Origin of the sequence: Cytobacillus sp. FSL W8-0315 (genome assembly GCF_038002905.1) — a bacterium.
GTDB classification, from domain to species: Bacteria; Bacillota; Bacilli; order Bacillales; family Cytobacillaceae; genus Cytobacillus; species Cytobacillus pseudoceanisediminis.
In genome coordinates this window covers 3,861,825-3,877,246 of sequence record NZ_JBBOOC010000001.1, presented here as the reverse complement: position 1 = coordinate 3,877,246, position 15,422 = coordinate 3,861,825, and the positions used below count along the sequence as shown (strand labels likewise).

At 40.9% G+C, this 15,422-nt stretch carries 14 protein-coding genes and 1 riboswitch; of the genes, 12 read left to right on the top strand and 2 right to left on the bottom strand.

Translation table 11 applies throughout. From position 1 onward, the window contains the following. Positions 1–188: 188 nt before the first annotated feature. The gene (locus tag MKY20_RS19755; protein WP_071156545.1) at positions 189–1,157 is read right to left on the bottom strand and encodes a helix-turn-helix transcriptional regulator; all 969 of its coding nucleotides are present in this window, start codon (positions 1,155–1,157) and stop codon (positions 189–191) included. Between the two features lie 97 nt (positions 1,158–1,254). Between MKY20_RS19755 and MKY20_RS19750 the strand changes: the two genes are divergently transcribed. From MKY20_RS19750 to MKY20_RS19730, 5 genes are all read left to right on the top strand, one after another. Then, positions 1,255–2,166 carry an SDR family oxidoreductase gene (locus MKY20_RS19750; protein WP_071156543.1) on the top strand — a complete coding sequence of 304 codons (912 nt, stop codon included), beginning with the start codon at positions 1,255–1,257 and terminating at the stop codon, positions 2,164–2,166. Between the two features lie 159 nt (positions 2,167–2,325). Further along, a complete protein-coding gene (locus tag MKY20_RS19745) occupies positions 2,326–4,401 on the top strand; it encodes a DUF4179 domain-containing protein (RefSeq protein WP_251155985.1) in 2,076 nt (691 codons plus the stop codon). Between the two features lie 159 nt (positions 4,402–4,560). Continuing rightward, complete coding sequence (locus tag MKY20_RS19740) at positions 4,561–4,932, top strand: GntR family transcriptional regulator (RefSeq protein ID WP_009330543.1); 372 nt, start codon at positions 4,561–4,563, stop codon at positions 4,930–4,932. Positions 4,933–4,936: 4 nt separating this feature from the next. After that, positions 4,937–5,803: an ABC transporter ATP-binding protein gene (locus MKY20_RS19735; protein ID WP_071156539.1), complete on the top strand. Its 867-nt coding sequence runs from the start codon at positions 4,937–4,939 to the stop codon at positions 5,801–5,803. Next, positions 5,796–6,401, top strand: a complete 606-nt coding sequence (locus MKY20_RS19730) for an ABC-2 transporter permease (protein ID WP_341002586.1) — start codon at positions 5,796–5,798, stop codon at positions 6,399–6,401. Before MKY20_RS19735 ends, MKY20_RS19730 begins: the two co-directional genes overlap by 8 nt. 128 nt (positions 6,402–6,529) lie before the next feature. On the opposite strand, the gene MKY20_RS19725 is transcribed toward MKY20_RS19730, so the two are convergent. Then, positions 6,530–7,240 (bottom strand): FadR/GntR family transcriptional regulator, encoded by a 711-nt coding sequence (locus MKY20_RS19725; RefSeq protein WP_192908516.1) that lies wholly within the window; start codon positions 7,238–7,240, stop codon positions 6,530–6,532. Between the two features lie 199 nt (positions 7,241–7,439). On the opposite strand from MKY20_RS19725, the gene MKY20_RS19720 reads away from it, so the two are divergent. From MKY20_RS19720 to add, 7 genes are all read left to right on the top strand, one after another. Beyond that, positions 7,440–8,831 (top strand): FAD-binding oxidoreductase, encoded by a 1,392-nt coding sequence (locus MKY20_RS19720; RefSeq protein ID WP_341002581.1) that lies wholly within the window; start codon positions 7,440–7,442, stop codon positions 8,829–8,831. A gap of 4 nt (positions 8,832–8,835) precedes the next feature. Then, on the top strand, positions 8,836–9,810 hold the full coding sequence (locus MKY20_RS19715) for a bile acid:sodium symporter family protein (protein WP_009330538.1): 975 nt from the start codon (positions 8,836–8,838) through the stop codon (positions 9,808–9,810). A 264-nt stretch (positions 9,811–10,074) separates the two neighbouring features. Then, entirely contained in the window at positions 10,075–11,442 is a 1,368-nt protein-coding gene (glpT, locus tag MKY20_RS19710; protein ID WP_009330537.1) for a glycerol-3-phosphate transporter, read from the top strand. Positions 11,443–11,644: 202 nt separating this feature from the next. After that, positions 11,645–12,409, top strand: coding sequence for an NUDIX domain-containing protein (locus MKY20_RS19705; protein WP_009330536.1), 765 nt, complete (start codon positions 11,645–11,647; stop codon positions 12,407–12,409). A 30-nt stretch (positions 12,410–12,439) separates the two neighbouring features. Next, positions 12,440–13,135, top strand: a complete 696-nt coding sequence (gene pnuC / locus MKY20_RS19700) for a nicotinamide riboside transporter PnuC (RefSeq protein WP_009330535.1) — start codon at positions 12,440–12,442, stop codon at positions 13,133–13,135. Continuing rightward, positions 13,136–14,158, top strand: coding sequence for a multifunctional transcriptional regulator/nicotinamide-nucleotide adenylyltransferase/ribosylnicotinamide kinase NadR (nadR, locus tag MKY20_RS19695; RefSeq protein WP_341002576.1), 1,023 nt, complete (start codon positions 13,136–13,138; stop codon positions 14,156–14,158). 45 nt (positions 14,159–14,203) lie between these two features. After that, a riboswitch (purine riboswitch) is annotated at positions 14,204–14,303 on the top strand. A gap of 54 nt (positions 14,304–14,357) precedes the next feature. After that, on the top strand, positions 14,358–15,359 hold the full coding sequence (add, locus tag MKY20_RS19690) for an adenosine deaminase (RefSeq protein WP_251266618.1): 1,002 nt from the start codon (positions 14,358–14,360) through the stop codon (positions 15,357–15,359). Positions 15,360–15,422 lie beyond the last annotated feature (63 nt).

The following is a 15,422-nucleotide window of genomic DNA, read 5'->3' as shown; positions in this document are numbered from 1 at the left end:
AGTTAATAGTACATGAAATAAATTTAATCTATAAGGAAATATAAATGGACTCCTGGTAAATATTAAAAACGAGCCTGAGAAATGATTAGGACTCGTTTTTGATATTTAGCGCCTGACCTTTGCATGCGTTAATCCTTTTATTGACACCGGGAAAGACGCTGATCATCTAAAAAACCCTTTTTCTCTGCTTATTCATCATATTCTTTATATAAATCAACAACACCCTCAGCCATCCCCCTAACACTTTTCCTAAGCGAAACAGGCCTTACAATTTTAATCTGATCCCCAAACCCAAGTATATACTCCCTTGCCTCCTGTTCAGTATCAAAGCAAAGACTTGCTGAAATCCAACCATCATCCTTAGGACTATCCTTGTGCATCACCTGTACAAATCGCCCAGTAAAATTAATCCGCTGAATAATAGACGGAGACATCTCCACTTCTACCTCAAACCGAGGCAGACTGCTAATGAATTTCTGCTTCGATTCCTGCCAATAGCCTGAGAGATCAAAGTCATTCGGTCTGCTGAAGTTCTCATTAATCAATTCGGCATCCAATATTCTTGAAACACGATAGCTTTTTATCTTTTCTTCTGAAGCAGCGATTAGATACCAGGTGTTCCCTTTAGCGACCAGTCCTAATGGCTCAACAATTCTGTCGCTCGTTTGTTTATCTGCCTTCTCGTATTGAATTTGAAGTTTTTTTTCTTCCCATACCGCCTGCTGGACTATTCCAAATGACTTCATTTCCCGTGGTGTTTGTCTCCACGTGCTGGTGTCTATATGAATCCGATTGGAAATGTCTTTAACATCCTCTTTCAGGGGAGCAGGAATGGCCGCGAGGAGTTTCTGGCGTGCTTCTTTCCATTCCTCACTGATTCCAAGGTCCGCAAGATGCTCGAAAGAAGGGGATAGAAGCAGTGTTTTGATTTCATCAGCTTTTAAACCTGTAAGATTTGTTCTGTATTTCTCAAGCAGTTTCCATCCGCCAAATTTTCCGCGTTCAGCAAGGACAGGAATGCCTGCAGCACTTAATGCTTCCATATCCCGGTGTATGGTCCGCTCTGTTACCTCCAATTCTTTTGCCAATTCCCTTGTGGTCATTCTTTCGTTATTTTGAAGCAATAATAATATAGAAATGAGTCTGTCTGCCCGCATTCTGTTCACTCCTGGACAATATAAATGTTAAATATGACATTAGATGTCAACATTAATGATTATAGTATAGATATAACACAAAAGGGGGCAGATAGGAATGACATCATTAAGAGGCAAGGTAGCATTGGTAGCCGGAGGAACAAGAGGAGCTGGCCGCGGCATTGCCATGGAACTGGGAGCTGCAGGTGCGACCGTGTATGTTACAGGCCGTACGACACGAAATCAGATGTCGGAATATGGCCGTAAGGAAACCATTGAAGAAACAGCTGAATTAGTCAGCGAACTGGGCGGTAATGGTATTGCTGTCCAAGTGGATCATCTGGTACCTGATCAGGTGCAGTCATTGATTGATAGAATAGAGAAAGAAGAGGGAGGGCTGGATATCCTCGTCAATGATATATGGGGAAGCGAAAATTTGATGGAATGGGATATTCCTGTCTGGGAGCATTCTCTGGAGAAGGGGATGAGAATGCTTCGTCTGGCGATTGATACGCATATAATCACAAGTCATTATGCCCTTCCGCTCCTGATTAAAAATAAAGGCGGACTAGTTGCCGAAATCACAGACGGAACAGAGGAGTACAATCAAGATCGTTACCGTCTGTCTCTATTCTATGATTTAGCCAAAAGCTCGGTTATCCGGATGGCCAAAGCGTTGGCACATGAACTTGCTCCTTATGATTGCACAGCGGTTGCTGTTTCACCCGGCTGGATGCGTTCTGAAATCATGCTGGAGGTGTTTGGGGTAACAGAGGAGAACTGGAAAGATGCAGCCGTTAAGGAGCCTCATTTTGTGATCTCTGAAACACCAAGGTATATAGGAAGAGCGATTAGTGCCATTGCAAAAGATCCAGATAAAAAACGGTTAAACGGCGGCTCCTATTCCAGTGGCCAGCTGGCTAAAATGTACAACTTTCATGATCTGGACGGTTCGCAGCCGGATGCCTTCAGATATCTGGTGGAGGTCCAGGAGGCGGGGAAACCGGCCAATGCTGAGGGATATAGATAGCTTTTCATTGGAAAACTCCTTTGCAGAACTTCTGCAAAAGGAGTTTTTAATATGTCTAAGGGAACACGATTTTCTTATCCAAATTTTGGTGAATAATATCACTTTAATCGTTATAATAAAGCCAGGTATATAAATAATTAGGCATACATAGAGGGGAGAATGGTCTTGATCATCCCAGTAAAAAATAATCCCATTTTACCAGTGAAGATTAGAGTAAAAGACATAGAATCCATCGTTAACTGGTTCGAACAGCATCAGCGATCCTTATATGCAATTGGCTGGTCCTATCTTGGGAATCAACGCAAGATAGAGGAGCTTTTTTATCGGGCCATTTTACAGGTGCATAAGGAGCTGCCTAGGTTTAAAAGCAGCACATCTTTCGAAATATGGGTTTTATCTATTTTTATCCATATTTGCAGGGAACTTTCTCTTAATAAAAGTTTACAAGCTTCGGAGGAAAGTGATTCCCATCAAAAGATATTTCATGAACTTCATAAGTTAATAGAGAAGGAAAGAGAAGTTCTAGGTTTAACATACATAAGAGGACTTTCAAAGGGCGAAACAGCACAGCTTCTCCAGGTTTCTTCCGAACAGGTTAAGGAGCTTTTATTTTCAGGACTTCAGTCACTCAGAAACGGAATGGGATATGGAGAGCACTATCACGGCTGTAATGAGTATCGAAAGCTTTACGTTGATTATCTGGAGAGAAACCTGGAACGGCCCGCAAAAATTGATTTTGAAATGCATATCTATCATTGCCAGGACTGCCAGGAGGATTTAGCAGCCTTACAGGAAGTTATGGTAGGCTTTACTGAAGCGATTGAGAAATTCCGTGTACCTGATGGTTTTATTGGAAATATCAAAGAACGAGTTGCACAAAGGGAAAGGCTTATTCAGCAAAAGAACAATAAACGTAAAAGAAATGGCATAATTGCCGCAAGTATATTCGTTCTAGCCATTTTTGCAGGGATTTTTTCAGGTGTCTTTTCAAAGCTTTATTACACCTGGACAGAAGAAAATCAGGAGCTACGTGCCTTTCTGCAGGAGGATGTGGGTGAAAGGCTGAACCTGGAAGCAGAAAGTGGTGGGGTGAAAATAAAGATTAAGAGTGCGATTGCCGATGATACTCAGACCCTTATTTTTTATGAGATAGAAGATTCAAAAGAAAACAATCAATATATGATTAACATTGATGATGGCGTTTTTATAGAGAACGAACGGGAGATCATGGTGGCAAACACCTTTCCAAGGTACTTCCCTCCTGATACTGAGATGGAGCTTAATAATAAGGAAAAGAACATATATCATGGGAAGATAAGCCTTAGGCCGCTGAAAGAGGATACAGGTAAAGTTAAACTCAAAATAAATAAGGTTATGAAATTAAAACGTAACCCCTCTGATTCCTACGTGAATATGGTGCCGGAAGAAGGGGAATGGAATTTTGAAATTCCTGTCACCAAAAAGCCATCCACCGAATATGCGTTAAATGAAAAAATCGAACTTGAGGGAGTTCCGGTTCGGCTGGATAAACTGATCCTTGCTCCAACAGCGACAATTCTGCAATATAGCATAAATAATGAACAGCCAGCGAAGCGAATTGAAATTATTAATTTTAATGATCTTGAAGTTAACAATAAATTTTTGAAAGCTGATCTATATGGAAATTCTTATGTGCATAATCAGCCAGACATAAATTGGAGCATTTTCCAGGCGAATTTTGAACCTCTTTTTGAAAAAGAAACAAATGAGGTTAAGGTTCAGTTTGGCAGTGTGTATTTATCAATTGAAGATCATAAAACAATTAAACTTGATGCTTCCAAGGAATACCCTCAAACCTTTAAATATGCAGGCAGCACCATCACCATTAATAAGGTGGAAATAGGTCAGCCGTCCACAGTTATCTTCAGTAATCATGAAATTAAGAACCGAGCGTATGAATCGCTTCATTACTTTATTGAGACTGAGCAAGGGGAAAATTCAATGGAGGGAGACTATGAAGGAGTCATTGTTGATAAAAATGGGAAAGAATATGATATGAATAAAATCACAACAAAAATTTACGAAGAAATGGAACAGCCCCGCCACTTCTTTACTGTTCAAAGCGTGAAATTACCTGGTAATAAAGTAATTCCTAAAAGCTTAGATATTACAGGATATAATACTACTAAATATTTGGATGATGTAGTAGAGGTTGAGACAGAGCTTATTGTAAAAGATAAAGCAGGAACCCAATAAGGGTTGCCTGCTTTTTTACTTCACCAAAATGGAAACTATTGCAAAATACGTGTGTATAGTGTATATATAGTATATACACAATATATTAGGGTGTGAAATAATAACTTTGATCCAAATGTAACAATAATAATGGCACTTATTTCGAGATGAGGGATTGGCATGCAAATCATTATTTCCAACAGTTCAAAGGAGCCGATTTATGAACAAATTACGAATCAAATTAAATCGTCTATTTTAGCAGGTGATCTGCAAGAGGGTACTGCATTGCCTTCCATACGTCAACTTGCAAAAGATTTGCAAATTAGTGTAATAACGACAAAGCGTGCCTACGAGGAATTGGAGAAGGCGGGCTTTATCTATTCCATTGTGGGAAAAGGTTCTTTTGTCGCAGAGCAAAATCTAGAGGTAATTAGAGAGAAAAAACTGAAGGTCATTGAAGAGCAGCTGAGTGCAGTCATTACCAATAGTAGAGAAATTGGCCTGACTTTCGATGAACTGCAGGAATTGATGAAGATTTTATATGAGGAGTGAGAAGATGGAAAATGTAGTGGAGTTAAAAAATGTAACGAAACATTTCAAAGATTTTTCAGTTAAAAATATTGATTTGCAAGTGAAGCAAGGCTTTATAACAGGGTTTATCGGGGCAAATGGGGCTGGTAAGTCGACTACCATCAAAATGATGATGAATCTGTTAAAGCCGGATGCCGGGGAAATAAACATTTTTGGGCTGGATTACAAGAATCATGAGAAGGCGATCAAGGAGCGCATTGGTTTTGTGTACGATGGAAATGTATTTTTTGAAGGACTGAACTTAAGAGATATCAAACGTATTGTAGCACCAGCCTACAAACACTGGGATGATGAACTGTTTGATCAATACATTGAAACATTCGGATTGCCTCTTAATAAAGCAATTAAAACCTTCTCAAAAGGAATGCAAATGAAGGCATCCTTAGCAATAGCACTTTCACATCGGGCGGAGCTGATTATTATGGATGAGCCAACAGCAGGTTTGGACCCCATTTTTAGACGCGAGCTGCTGAATATTTTACAGGAATTGATGATCGATGGCAGTCGTACCATCTTCTTCTCTACGCATATTATAACAGATTTAGATCGGATTGCAGATTATATAACTTTTATGCAGGGTGGGGAACTGGTTTTTAATCAGTCCATTCACGACATAGCTGAAAACTATGCACTTGTTAAAGGCGGATTGGACCTCCTGGATCGAGACACGGAAAAAGACTTTGTCCATATTCATCGTGCACCAACGGGATTCCAGGCCTTAACTGCCAATGTCAATGCGGTGAAAAGAACGTTCGGAAACACAGTTGTCATTGAACGCGCTTCTCTGGAAGATATTATGTATTCCTTTAAAGGGGGCGTACACCATGTTTAATTTAATCAGACGTGATGTCATCCTCCAGAAAAGACAGCTATTAATCTTTATTCCTTTTATCTTATTCTTTATTATAATGGGGGCTCAGCCTGCTCTAATTTTTCTGGTTGCCAGTATCTTCATTCCATTTAACACTTATGCTTATGATGAAAAAGCAGAGACCAATATATTGCTAAATTCCTTGCCTTATACACGCAGGGAAATTATCGCCTCGCGCTATCTTGGTGCACTCCTATATATGATTCTATCAATTGGGATCGCAAGTTTGGCTTTGCTGGCTTTTAATAAACCTTTTTCCATTACTGATATTGCAATTGGCAGTGGCTTATTTTTATTATTTGCTGCGTTTACCTTCCCGTTATTTCATCTATTTAAATCAGGCTATATTACTACTGTCGTTCTTATAAGTTTCCTGCTTTTAACATATCTATCTGGGACTATTGTGTCGTTTATTAACGAAAACCTAACGGTGATTACAGATTTTATTTTCAGTCTATCCACCCAGCTTTTATATATGGGAGCAGCAGCTGTAATCTTAACTTTCTATGCGGTTTCCTGGGGAGTTACTACAGTTATTTATCAGCGAAAAGCATTCTAAGTCCGAATATGGAGCGGGAGAAAACAAGTGCCTGCCCCGGTTGGTTTTTAAAACTGGGGCAGGCACTTTTGGAGATTTTTCTTACACACCGGTTTTTTCAATAAAAGGGGCAGGGAACTTATCATTTTTCATTTTCCTATCCTAAACACCATCGACGCCACCAATTCTTCCCGTATCTTCGTAATATGCCCCTCCATCAACTCCTTCGCTCTATCCCCATTCCCAGAGGCAATAGCCAGATAAATTTCCTTATGCTCTTCCATTGTATCCTCGTAACGAGAGGGATCCTTAAAGCGATGATTCTGTGTAGCCTTAATGGTATCTTCCATATGTCCTTTGAGGGTATGTATCAATTCAATGAAAATCGAATTATGGGTAGCCTCGGCAATCCCAATGTGGAAGTCAAGGTCGGCTTTTAACCCTAACACCGGGTCTTGTTTGGACAGAGCCATATGATTCAAAGCTATACGCAGCTTCTCCAGGTCTGCCGAAGTGGCTCTTTTGGCAGCAAGGAAGGAGGATTCGACTTCCAGTGCACGCCTGAGCTCCAGCATTTCATATACTAGCGGATTTTCTACTTTGACAGCTGTGATGATTTCCTCTTTTCTTGAATGGACATCTGAGACTTTAACGTAGCTTCCGCCTCCCTGGCGGATATCGATGAGCCCGTTCAGTTCCATGGTTCTCAGGGCTTCTCTGATGGTTGTCCGGCTGACATTAAATTGGCCTGCCAATTCTCTTTCTGAAGGCAGTCTTTCACCCGGTTTGAGAGTTCCTCCTAAATAGCATTCTATAATTTTATCTACTAAAACCAGATAGGTCTTTTTTTTCTCCGACATTCCCCGTAACCTCTTTTCAAAATAGGCCTCATTCACTTTTCTAAATGTAACAGACCTAAAATCTATTAATCAATAATGAAAAAATAATTAAATTAATAATTGAATTTTTCTGATAAGTTAGTATAATTGACTTAACTTGTTGGACCAATTATACCATTGGTTTGACCAAATTTTCAGCAGAAGAAAGAAGGAGTATAGGATGGAAACAGCTAGTATGAGCCTCGTACATGCTTTAAAGGAGGTTCTTTCTGAGCAGCAGGTAACAGAAAATCAGACAGTAAGAGAATTGCATGGAAGGGATGAATCCTACCATAAGGAGAGCCTTCCTGATATTGTGGTTTTTCCTGAAACAGCCCAGCAGGTCAGTGAAGTTGTAAAGCTGGCAAACCAATATAAAGTTCCCATCGTTCCTTTTGGTCTGGGATCCAGTCTCGAGGGGCATGTCATACCTTACGAACATGGAATTACGATTGATTTTTCCTTAATGAATAAAATCCTGGAAGTGCGTGAAAATGATTTTCTTGTCCGTGTACAGCCTGGTGTGACACGCACGCAGCTTAATAAGGAATTGAAAAAATATGGATTGTTTTTCTCTGTGGATCCGGGAGCGGATGCTACGCTTGGCGGAATGGCGGCAACCAATGCCAGCGGAACAACATCGGTCAAATATGGAGTCATGCGTGATCAGGTGCGTGATATGGAAGTGGTTCTGGCTGATGGGTCGATCATACATACAGGAAATTTAGCTGCTAAATCTTCATCGGGATACCATTTGAATGGTTTATTTGTTGGTTCTGAGGGGACGCTTGGCTGCTTTACGGAATTGACATTAAGAGTATATGGAATTCCCGAGCATGTGATGGCTGCAAGAGCCTCATTTCCATCCTTGAACGATGCGGTTGAAGCGGTTGTATCCATATTACAGGCAGGTGTTCCGATTGCCAGGGTGGAGCTTGTCGATGAACCATCCATGAAGCAGGTGAACCTGTTCAGTGAAACAAACTATAACGAAAGTCCAACACTCTTTCTGGAATTTCACGGCAATGAAGCCGGCTTGAAACAGGATGTCGCATTCACAAGAGAAATAGTTGAGGACCACCGTTTCCTCGATATTGAATTTGAAACAGATAATGCCGCAAGAAATCGTTTGTGGGAGGCCCGGCATAACCTTGCTTATGCTTATATCCACGGCCATCCCGGTAAGAAAATGATGGTGACAGATGTATGCCTTCCGATTTCAGAACTTTCTGGCGCTATCAGCCATGCCAGGGAAGCGGTAGATTCACTGGGGCTTCCTGGAGGCATCGTCGGTCATGTGGGAGATGGAAATTATCATACACTTCTCATGATTGATATGAGTAACCCGGATGAGGTGGCTAAGGCAGAAAAGTTCAATGAACAAATTGTCCTCTATGCTCTTGAGCGGGGCGGAACATGCACAGGTGAGCATGGAGTGGGTGTAGGCAAGCAGAAATATCAGCAACAAGAACATGGGCAAGCCCTGCAAGTGATGGAAAAAATCAAACAGGCACTCGATCCAGAAAACCTTTTTAATCCAAATAAAATCTTAAAGACTAAAGAAGGAGCGTGATGATATGAAGGTATTAGAAGCGGTCAGTACCATTGCCGGAAAATATTTTGCCGTGTGGGTTATCTTAACATCGGTTATTGCCTTTATGTTTCCAGACCCATTTTTGGGATTGGGGGGCTATATCACCATCCTTCTCGGCGTCGTCATGTTTGGAATGGGGCTTACACTGAAGGCAGTCGATTTTAAAATCATCTTTACCAAACCACTGCCTGTGTTAATCGGAGTTTGTGCACAGTTCATCATCATGCCGCTGGTCGCTTTCGTCATTGCAAAACTGTTGAATTTGCCGGCGGAATTGGCAGCAGGACTTGTTTTGCTTGGGTGTGTACCTGGGGGAACGGCTTCTAACGTTATGGTGTATCTGGCAAAGGGAAATGTACCGTTATCCATCGCTATGACTTCCGTTTCAACTCTATTGGCACCGATCATGACACCGCTCCTTCTCCTGATGCTTGCCGGCCAATGGATGCCGGTTGATGCTGTAGCCATGTTTATGTCTATTGTCCAGGTTATCATTGTACCGATTGTTCTAGGTCTGGCCATCAAGAAATTCTTCCCTGTGGCCGTTGAAAAAAGCTTAACTATATTACCGCTTATTTCGGTAGCAGCTATTATCACAATTGTAGCTGCAGTCGTTTCAGGCAATTCAGCAACCATTGCCGCATCTGGGCTTCTGATTTTTACAGCCGTCATGCTTCACAATGGATTCGGACTCCTGCTTGGCTATTTTTCAGGAAAAGTGCTTGGGCAGGATGAAGTAAACCGAAGAGCGATTGCCATTGAAGTTGGAATGCAGAACTCCGGTTTAGGTGTTGCACTTGCAACTGCACACTTTGGTCCATTGGCAGCACTTCCAAGTGTGCTGGCAGCTGCCTGGCATAACATTTCAGGGCCGATTCTTGCGACTTATTGGTCGAAGAAACCTGCTGTAAAAAGTGAAGCAGAAACGGCAGTTAAGCCAGTTGAAGTGAAGCTATAGGTATGGATTTAGGTGTCTGGCCCTTAAAGATTAAGAGGGCAGGCACCTTTTTTGTACCTATCGAAAACAATCTAAATAGTTTTATAGGCTATTGACAACGTTTACAAATAATACTAGAATTGTGACATAACAAGTTAACTATGGTGGAGAAACGGAGAACCCATGCTTTTTTGCACTTCCATTCCTGGAAGTGTTATTAAAGTATGGGTTTTGTTTTTTTTAGCAGTTAATATTGTTGTCAAATCTATCTTAGGGGGAACCTAAATGTTCAAACTGTTTAAGCCTGCTCCCCCAATTGAAAGATTGCCTGAAGAACAAATTGATTCTGAGTATAAAAAACTTAGATTTCAAGTATTTCTGGGAATTTTCATTGGCTATGCAGCGTATTATTTGATCCGGAAAAACTTCTCACTGGCCATGCCTTACTTTATTGAAGAAGGTTTTTCCAAAACTGAACTTGGCTTTGCGCTATCTGCTATTTCTATTTCCTATGGCATCAGTAAATTTGTCATGGGGACCTTTTCAGACCGGAGCAATCCAAGGATGTTCCTGCCTGCAGGGTTAATTCTATCTGCTATTATTTCTTTATTAATGGGGTTTGTTCCTTTCTTTACTTCGTCTGTTGCTATTATGTTTATTATGCTTTTTTTAAATGGCTGGTTCCAGGGAATGGGCTGGCCGCCATCTGGCCGTGTTCTTGTACACTGGTTCAGCATCAATGAAAGAGGAAACAAAACAGCCATTTGGAATGTAGCCCATAATGTCGGCGGGGGGCTGATGGCACCTCTTGCCGTGGCGGGTGCAGCGATGTTCGCAGGCATAGCCGGAAGCTCTTCTTCAGGCTATGAAGGTGTATTTATATTACCTGCACTTGTAGCTATTGTTGTTGCATTCATTGCCTACTTCCTCATTCGTGATACTCCTCAATCGGTTGGGCTGCCATCCATTGAAGAATATCGCAATGATTATCCAAGTAAAACCAAGAAAACTTTTGAAACAGAATTAACAACAAAAGAAATTCTTTTCAAGTATGTATTAAATAATAAATGGGTTTGGGCCATTGCTATTGCAAACATTTTCGTTTATTTCGTCCGCTATGGTGTACTGGACTGGGCACCAACTTATTTGAGCGAAGAAAAAGGGTTCGATATGAGCAAGTCCAGCGTAGCCTATTTTCTATATGAGTGGGCGGGTATACCAGGAACACTATTATGCGGCTGGATCTCAGATAAGTTTTTCAAAGGGCGCCGTGGTCCTGCAGGCTTTGTGTTTATGCTGGGAGTATTGATCGCTGTTCTTGTTTACTGGTTTAATCCTGCAGGAAATCCAACGATCGATATGATTTGTTTGATTGCGATCGGTTTCCTTATTTATGGACCGGTAATGTTAATCGGCCTTCAGGCACTTGATTTCGTTCCTAAAAAGGCTGCCGGAACTGCAGCAGGATTAACTGGATTGTTTGGTTACCTCGGAGGTACTGTAACAGCTAATGCGTTAATGGGTGTTATCGTAGATGCATCTGGATGGGATGCAGGATTTATGCTGTTAACCGCATCTTGTGTCCTTGCAGCCATCATATTCGCTGTAACGTGGAATGTCCGTGGTCAAGAAGTAGTTAAAAATCAGCATTAAGATAAAAAAGAAAGTGTCTAATCATTTGGCACTTTCTTTTTTTATGCTCAAAAATGCGTTAAAAGGTAAATGAACTAAGGTAATAAGCATCTTTCTCTTAAAAGAAATCCTCTTTGTAAAATTATCTTGACTAACAGCAAATTATGGAATATATTTTAATTAACAATTAACAAAACGTTAATTAAAAATGAGGTGAACAAAATTGAAGAATAAATATATTACCCCAGACGGTTATACAAGTGATATAGCGGTTTTTACAATTACATCTGAGCTCTCGGGAGAATATAAACCTCCAAAAAAAGAATTGAAAATCATGCTGATTAAAAGAAGCGAGCTGGACCATGATGGAAATCCAAATATGGAAGCAGGAAAGTGGGCACTCCCGGGAGGATTTGTACGTCCCAATGAGACAGCGTTTCAGGCAGCAGAGCGAAGGTTAGCCGAGGAAACCGGAGTGGAGGGGCTGAAAATAAAGCATTTTGGTGTCTATGATTCTCCTGGCCGGGATCTGCGGGGATGGATTATGTCTAATGCACATTATGTCATTGCAAATGAAGCGGCATTAAGGAGCCGGAAAAAGACTTATGATGCTTCTGAAATTGGGCTGTTTACTCTTGAAGAGGCACTTGAACTTGATCTTGCATTCGATCATCGGACCATTATGGATGATGCACTTTGGTTTATTAAAAAAGATATGGCACTCACAACACTTGCTAAGCATTTTCTTCCGGAGGAATTTGTGCTTTCTGAACTTCAGGGCGTCTTATTGACAGTTTTGGATGATCCTTCGATCTCGACTGATGCTGCCTTTTTCAGAAAAGCACCGACACTTCCTTTTATTGAAGCGGTATCTGAAGACGGGAAGCCTAAGAAATCGAACCGATATTCCAAGACGCCGGCTCAGCTTTATCGATTTAATGACTTCCAGCCGATTGTGTCCGTGTATAGAAATAAGCTGCAAGGGTGAAAAGCAAATCATATAAGGGGAGAGATTCACATGGGGATTTTTAAGAACTGGACGCGGTTTGAAATTATATGGCTGATCACTTTTACGCTGGTTAACATTTATCTTTTCTTTGCCTGGTCAGATTCACTTCTGGGCCTCATATCATCCATAAGCGGGATGTTATGTGTGGTTCTGGTGGCGAAGGGGAAGATTGCAAACTATTACTTTGGTATCGTGCAGACCTTAACTTATGCTTATATTGCTTACGGTTATGGTCTTTATGGAGAAGCCATGCTCAATGCCCTGTTTTATTTTCCGGTGCAATTTATCGGGATTTATCTGTGGAGACAGCATAAAACAAATCGGGATGTTAAAGGGGAAGATGTGAAGGTTAATAGTCTGACAACAAAGGGCTGGCTCTATACATTAGTATCCATTGTCGTCCTTACAATTGGATATGGGTATTTCCTTAGATATTTAGAGGGCAATTTTGTCTGGACGGATTCAGCTACAAACGTCCTTTCTATAACTGCGCAGATACTGATGCTGAAGAGATTTGCGGAGCAATGGCTCCTGTGGATTTCCGTTAATGTATTATCCATTATTCTTTGGGCAAGTGCTCTCATCTCACAGGGAGGCAATGACTTTTCGATGCTAGTCATGTGGACTGCTTTCCTGTTCAACAGCATTTATGGTTATATCAACTGGCGGAAATTATATGTGAAACAGAATAAGGAGGCGGTTTAAATGACAGTTGGGTTTATTGGAGGCAAGTTTCTCCCCCTGCATCTTGGCCACGTCTATGCCATCGTGCAGGCCTCATCCATCGTTGACGAACTGTACGTTGTACTGTCCCATAGCGAACTGCGTGACAGGCAATTGTGCCAGCGTTCTAAAATGGATTATATTCCGCCTCAGATCCGTTTGCGGTGGCTCAGTCAATTAACAAAAGATATGACGCATGTTAAGGTCATTTCCATTCAAGACGATCAGGGGAATGAAGATTACAACTGGGCTGAAGGTGGCGGGAATATAAAAAAGGCAATTGGAAAGCACATTGATTATGTCTTTAGTTCAGAGTATGAATATAGCGATATCTTTAATGAACTTTATCCTGAGGCGAAACACGAATTGATTGATCCGAATCGGGGACATGTGAATATATCAGCAACAGCGATCCGTAATGAAGGCGTCTTTCATCATTGGGAGTACATTCCTGACTTTGTTAAACCTTATTTCGTTAAAAAGGTTGTTTTGGTAGGAACCGAAAGCTGCGGGAAATCTACCCTGACAAGAAATCTTGCTAAAGTTTATAATACTTCCTATGTTGAGGAATATGGCCGAATTGTATGTGAAGAACTAGGCGGCTGCGAAGGTATCATAGTGAAGGAAGATTACCACAAAATCGCTTACGGCCATAAGCTTGAAGAAATGAAGGCGATTGAAAAAGCGAATAGGATTGTTTTTATCGACACAGAGGCAATCGTGACTCAATTTTACTCAAATCTATACAACAATGAGCATCAAACAGTGCTGGATGAAATAGCGAGCCTGCAGGATTATGACCTTTGGCTATACCTTGAACCTGATGTGAAATGGGTGGACGATGGACTTCGTGTTCATGGAGAGCACGATATAAGGCTCCAAAACAACGATGCTCTAAAAACACTGCTGAACAATCATAAGATTGATTACAAAACCCTGAGCGGAGATTATAAGGAACGGCTTCATAGTGCAATAGGGCATATTGAAGAGCTGCTAAAGCTTTAAAAAAGTGATTGACAAAAAAGCTAATATTATTTATCCTTTAAAAAAACCTAATGAAATACTTTCATTCGTATAACTCCAATAATATGGTTTGGAGGTCTCTACCAGGAACCAATAATTCCTGATTACGAAGAAGATACATGTGCTGTATTTTCTTCGTAATCAGGAATTTTTTTTTGTAAAAAATCTAGGAGGTCCAGCTATGAATTTTACTATTTTGCCTAAAATTGAACTTCACTGCCATTTGGACGGGAGTGTCAGACCAGAAACCATCATAGATATCGCCAAAAGAGAAGGCATTAGCCTGCCTTCCTTTGATAAAGAAAAAATCAAAGAAGAACTAATTGCCCCGTTGGATTGCGATTCCCTGGATGAATATTTAAAAAGATTCTCCATTCCAAACTTAGTCATGCAGTCAAAGGAAAATTTAAAAAGAATTTCCTTTGAGCTCTTTGAAGATGCAGCAAAGGAAAATGTGAAATACATGGAGGTCCGCTTTGCCCCATTACTTCATACGCGAAAGGGATTAACCGTAGAAGAAATCATCCAAAGTGTGATTGAAGGGATGAGAGAAGCAGAAGAAGAATTTGATATTAAAGGAAATATCATTTTGTCATGTATGCGAACGATGAGTGTGGAAAGTGCATTTGAGGTCGTCGAAAAGGGAAAGGCATTCCTCGGAAAAGGGGTTGTCGCAATCGATTTATGTGCATCCGAGGAGGAAGGCTTCTGCGGAAAATTCATTGAACCGATCGCACTGGCCAGAGAATATGGATACAAAGTTACCATCCACGCCGGTGAAACGGGAATCGGTAAAAATGTGCTGGAGGCCGTTGAATGGCTGGGAGCTGAAAGAATTGGACACGGTGTATTTATTAAAGACTGTGAAGAGGCGTACCAAATTGTGAAGGAAAAACAAGTGGTGCTAGAGCTATGCCCAACCAGTAATGTTCAAACCAAAGCTGTTAACCAATTCAGCGATCATCCCATTTACGACTTCCATAAGGATGGCATAAAAGTAACAGTTAATACGGACAACAGAACGGTATCAGATACAACAATGACAAAGGAATGTGATATAGTCTCAAATGAATTTGCTATGAGTGCTGAGGATTATAAACAAATATATATGAATAGTGTGGAAGCTTCTTTTGCGGATGAAGCGACAAAGGAAAAACTGATGGGAAATTTAATGGATTTTTAAGTTTGAAAGAAGGTGTCTGCCCCTGCATAATTTTTAATGAGTGGGGGAGACACCTTTTTTAAA

Bases quoted from the DNA above. Each gene is read 5' to 3' on its own strand.
- MKY20_RS19725 (WP_192908516.1), bottom strand. From the start codon at position 7,240: ATGTCGGAGAAAAAAAAGACCTATCTGGTTTTAGTAGATAAAATTATA.
- MKY20_RS19745 (WP_251155985.1), top strand. From the start codon at position 2,326: ATGGTCTTGATCATCCCAGTAAAAAATAATCCCATTTTACCAGTGAAG.
- MKY20_RS19735 (WP_071156539.1), top strand. From the start codon at position 4,937: ATGGAAAATGTAGTGGAGTTAAAAAATGTAACGAAACATTTCAAAGAT.
- pnuC (WP_009330535.1), top strand. From the start codon at position 12,440: ATGGGGATTTTTAAGAACTGGACGCGGTTTGAAATTATATGGCTGATC.
- MKY20_RS19750 (WP_071156543.1), top strand. From the start codon at position 1,255: ATGACATCATTAAGAGGCAAGGTAGCATTGGTAGCCGGAGGAACAAGA.
- MKY20_RS19730 (WP_341002586.1), top strand. From the start codon at position 5,796: ATGTTTAATTTAATCAGACGTGATGTCATCCTCCAGAAAAGACAGCTA.
- add (WP_251266618.1), top strand. From the start codon at position 14,358: ATGAATTTTACTATTTTGCCTAAAATTGAACTTCACTGCCATTTGGAC.
- MKY20_RS19715 (WP_009330538.1), top strand. From the start codon at position 8,836: ATGAAGGTATTAGAAGCGGTCAGTACCATTGCCGGAAAATATTTTGCC.
- MKY20_RS19720 (WP_341002581.1), top strand. From the start codon at position 7,440: ATGGAAACAGCTAGTATGAGCCTCGTACATGCTTTAAAGGAGGTTCTT.
- glpT (WP_009330537.1), top strand. From the start codon at position 10,075: ATGTTCAAACTGTTTAAGCCTGCTCCCCCAATTGAAAGATTGCCTGAA.
- MKY20_RS19755 (WP_071156545.1), bottom strand. From the start codon at position 1,157: ATGCGGGCAGACAGACTCATTTCTATATTATTATTGCTTCAAAATAAC.
- MKY20_RS19740 (WP_009330543.1), top strand. From the start codon at position 4,561: ATGCAAATCATTATTTCCAACAGTTCAAAGGAGCCGATTTATGAACAA.
- nadR (WP_341002576.1), top strand. From the start codon at position 13,136: ATGACAGTTGGGTTTATTGGAGGCAAGTTTCTCCCCCTGCATCTTGGC.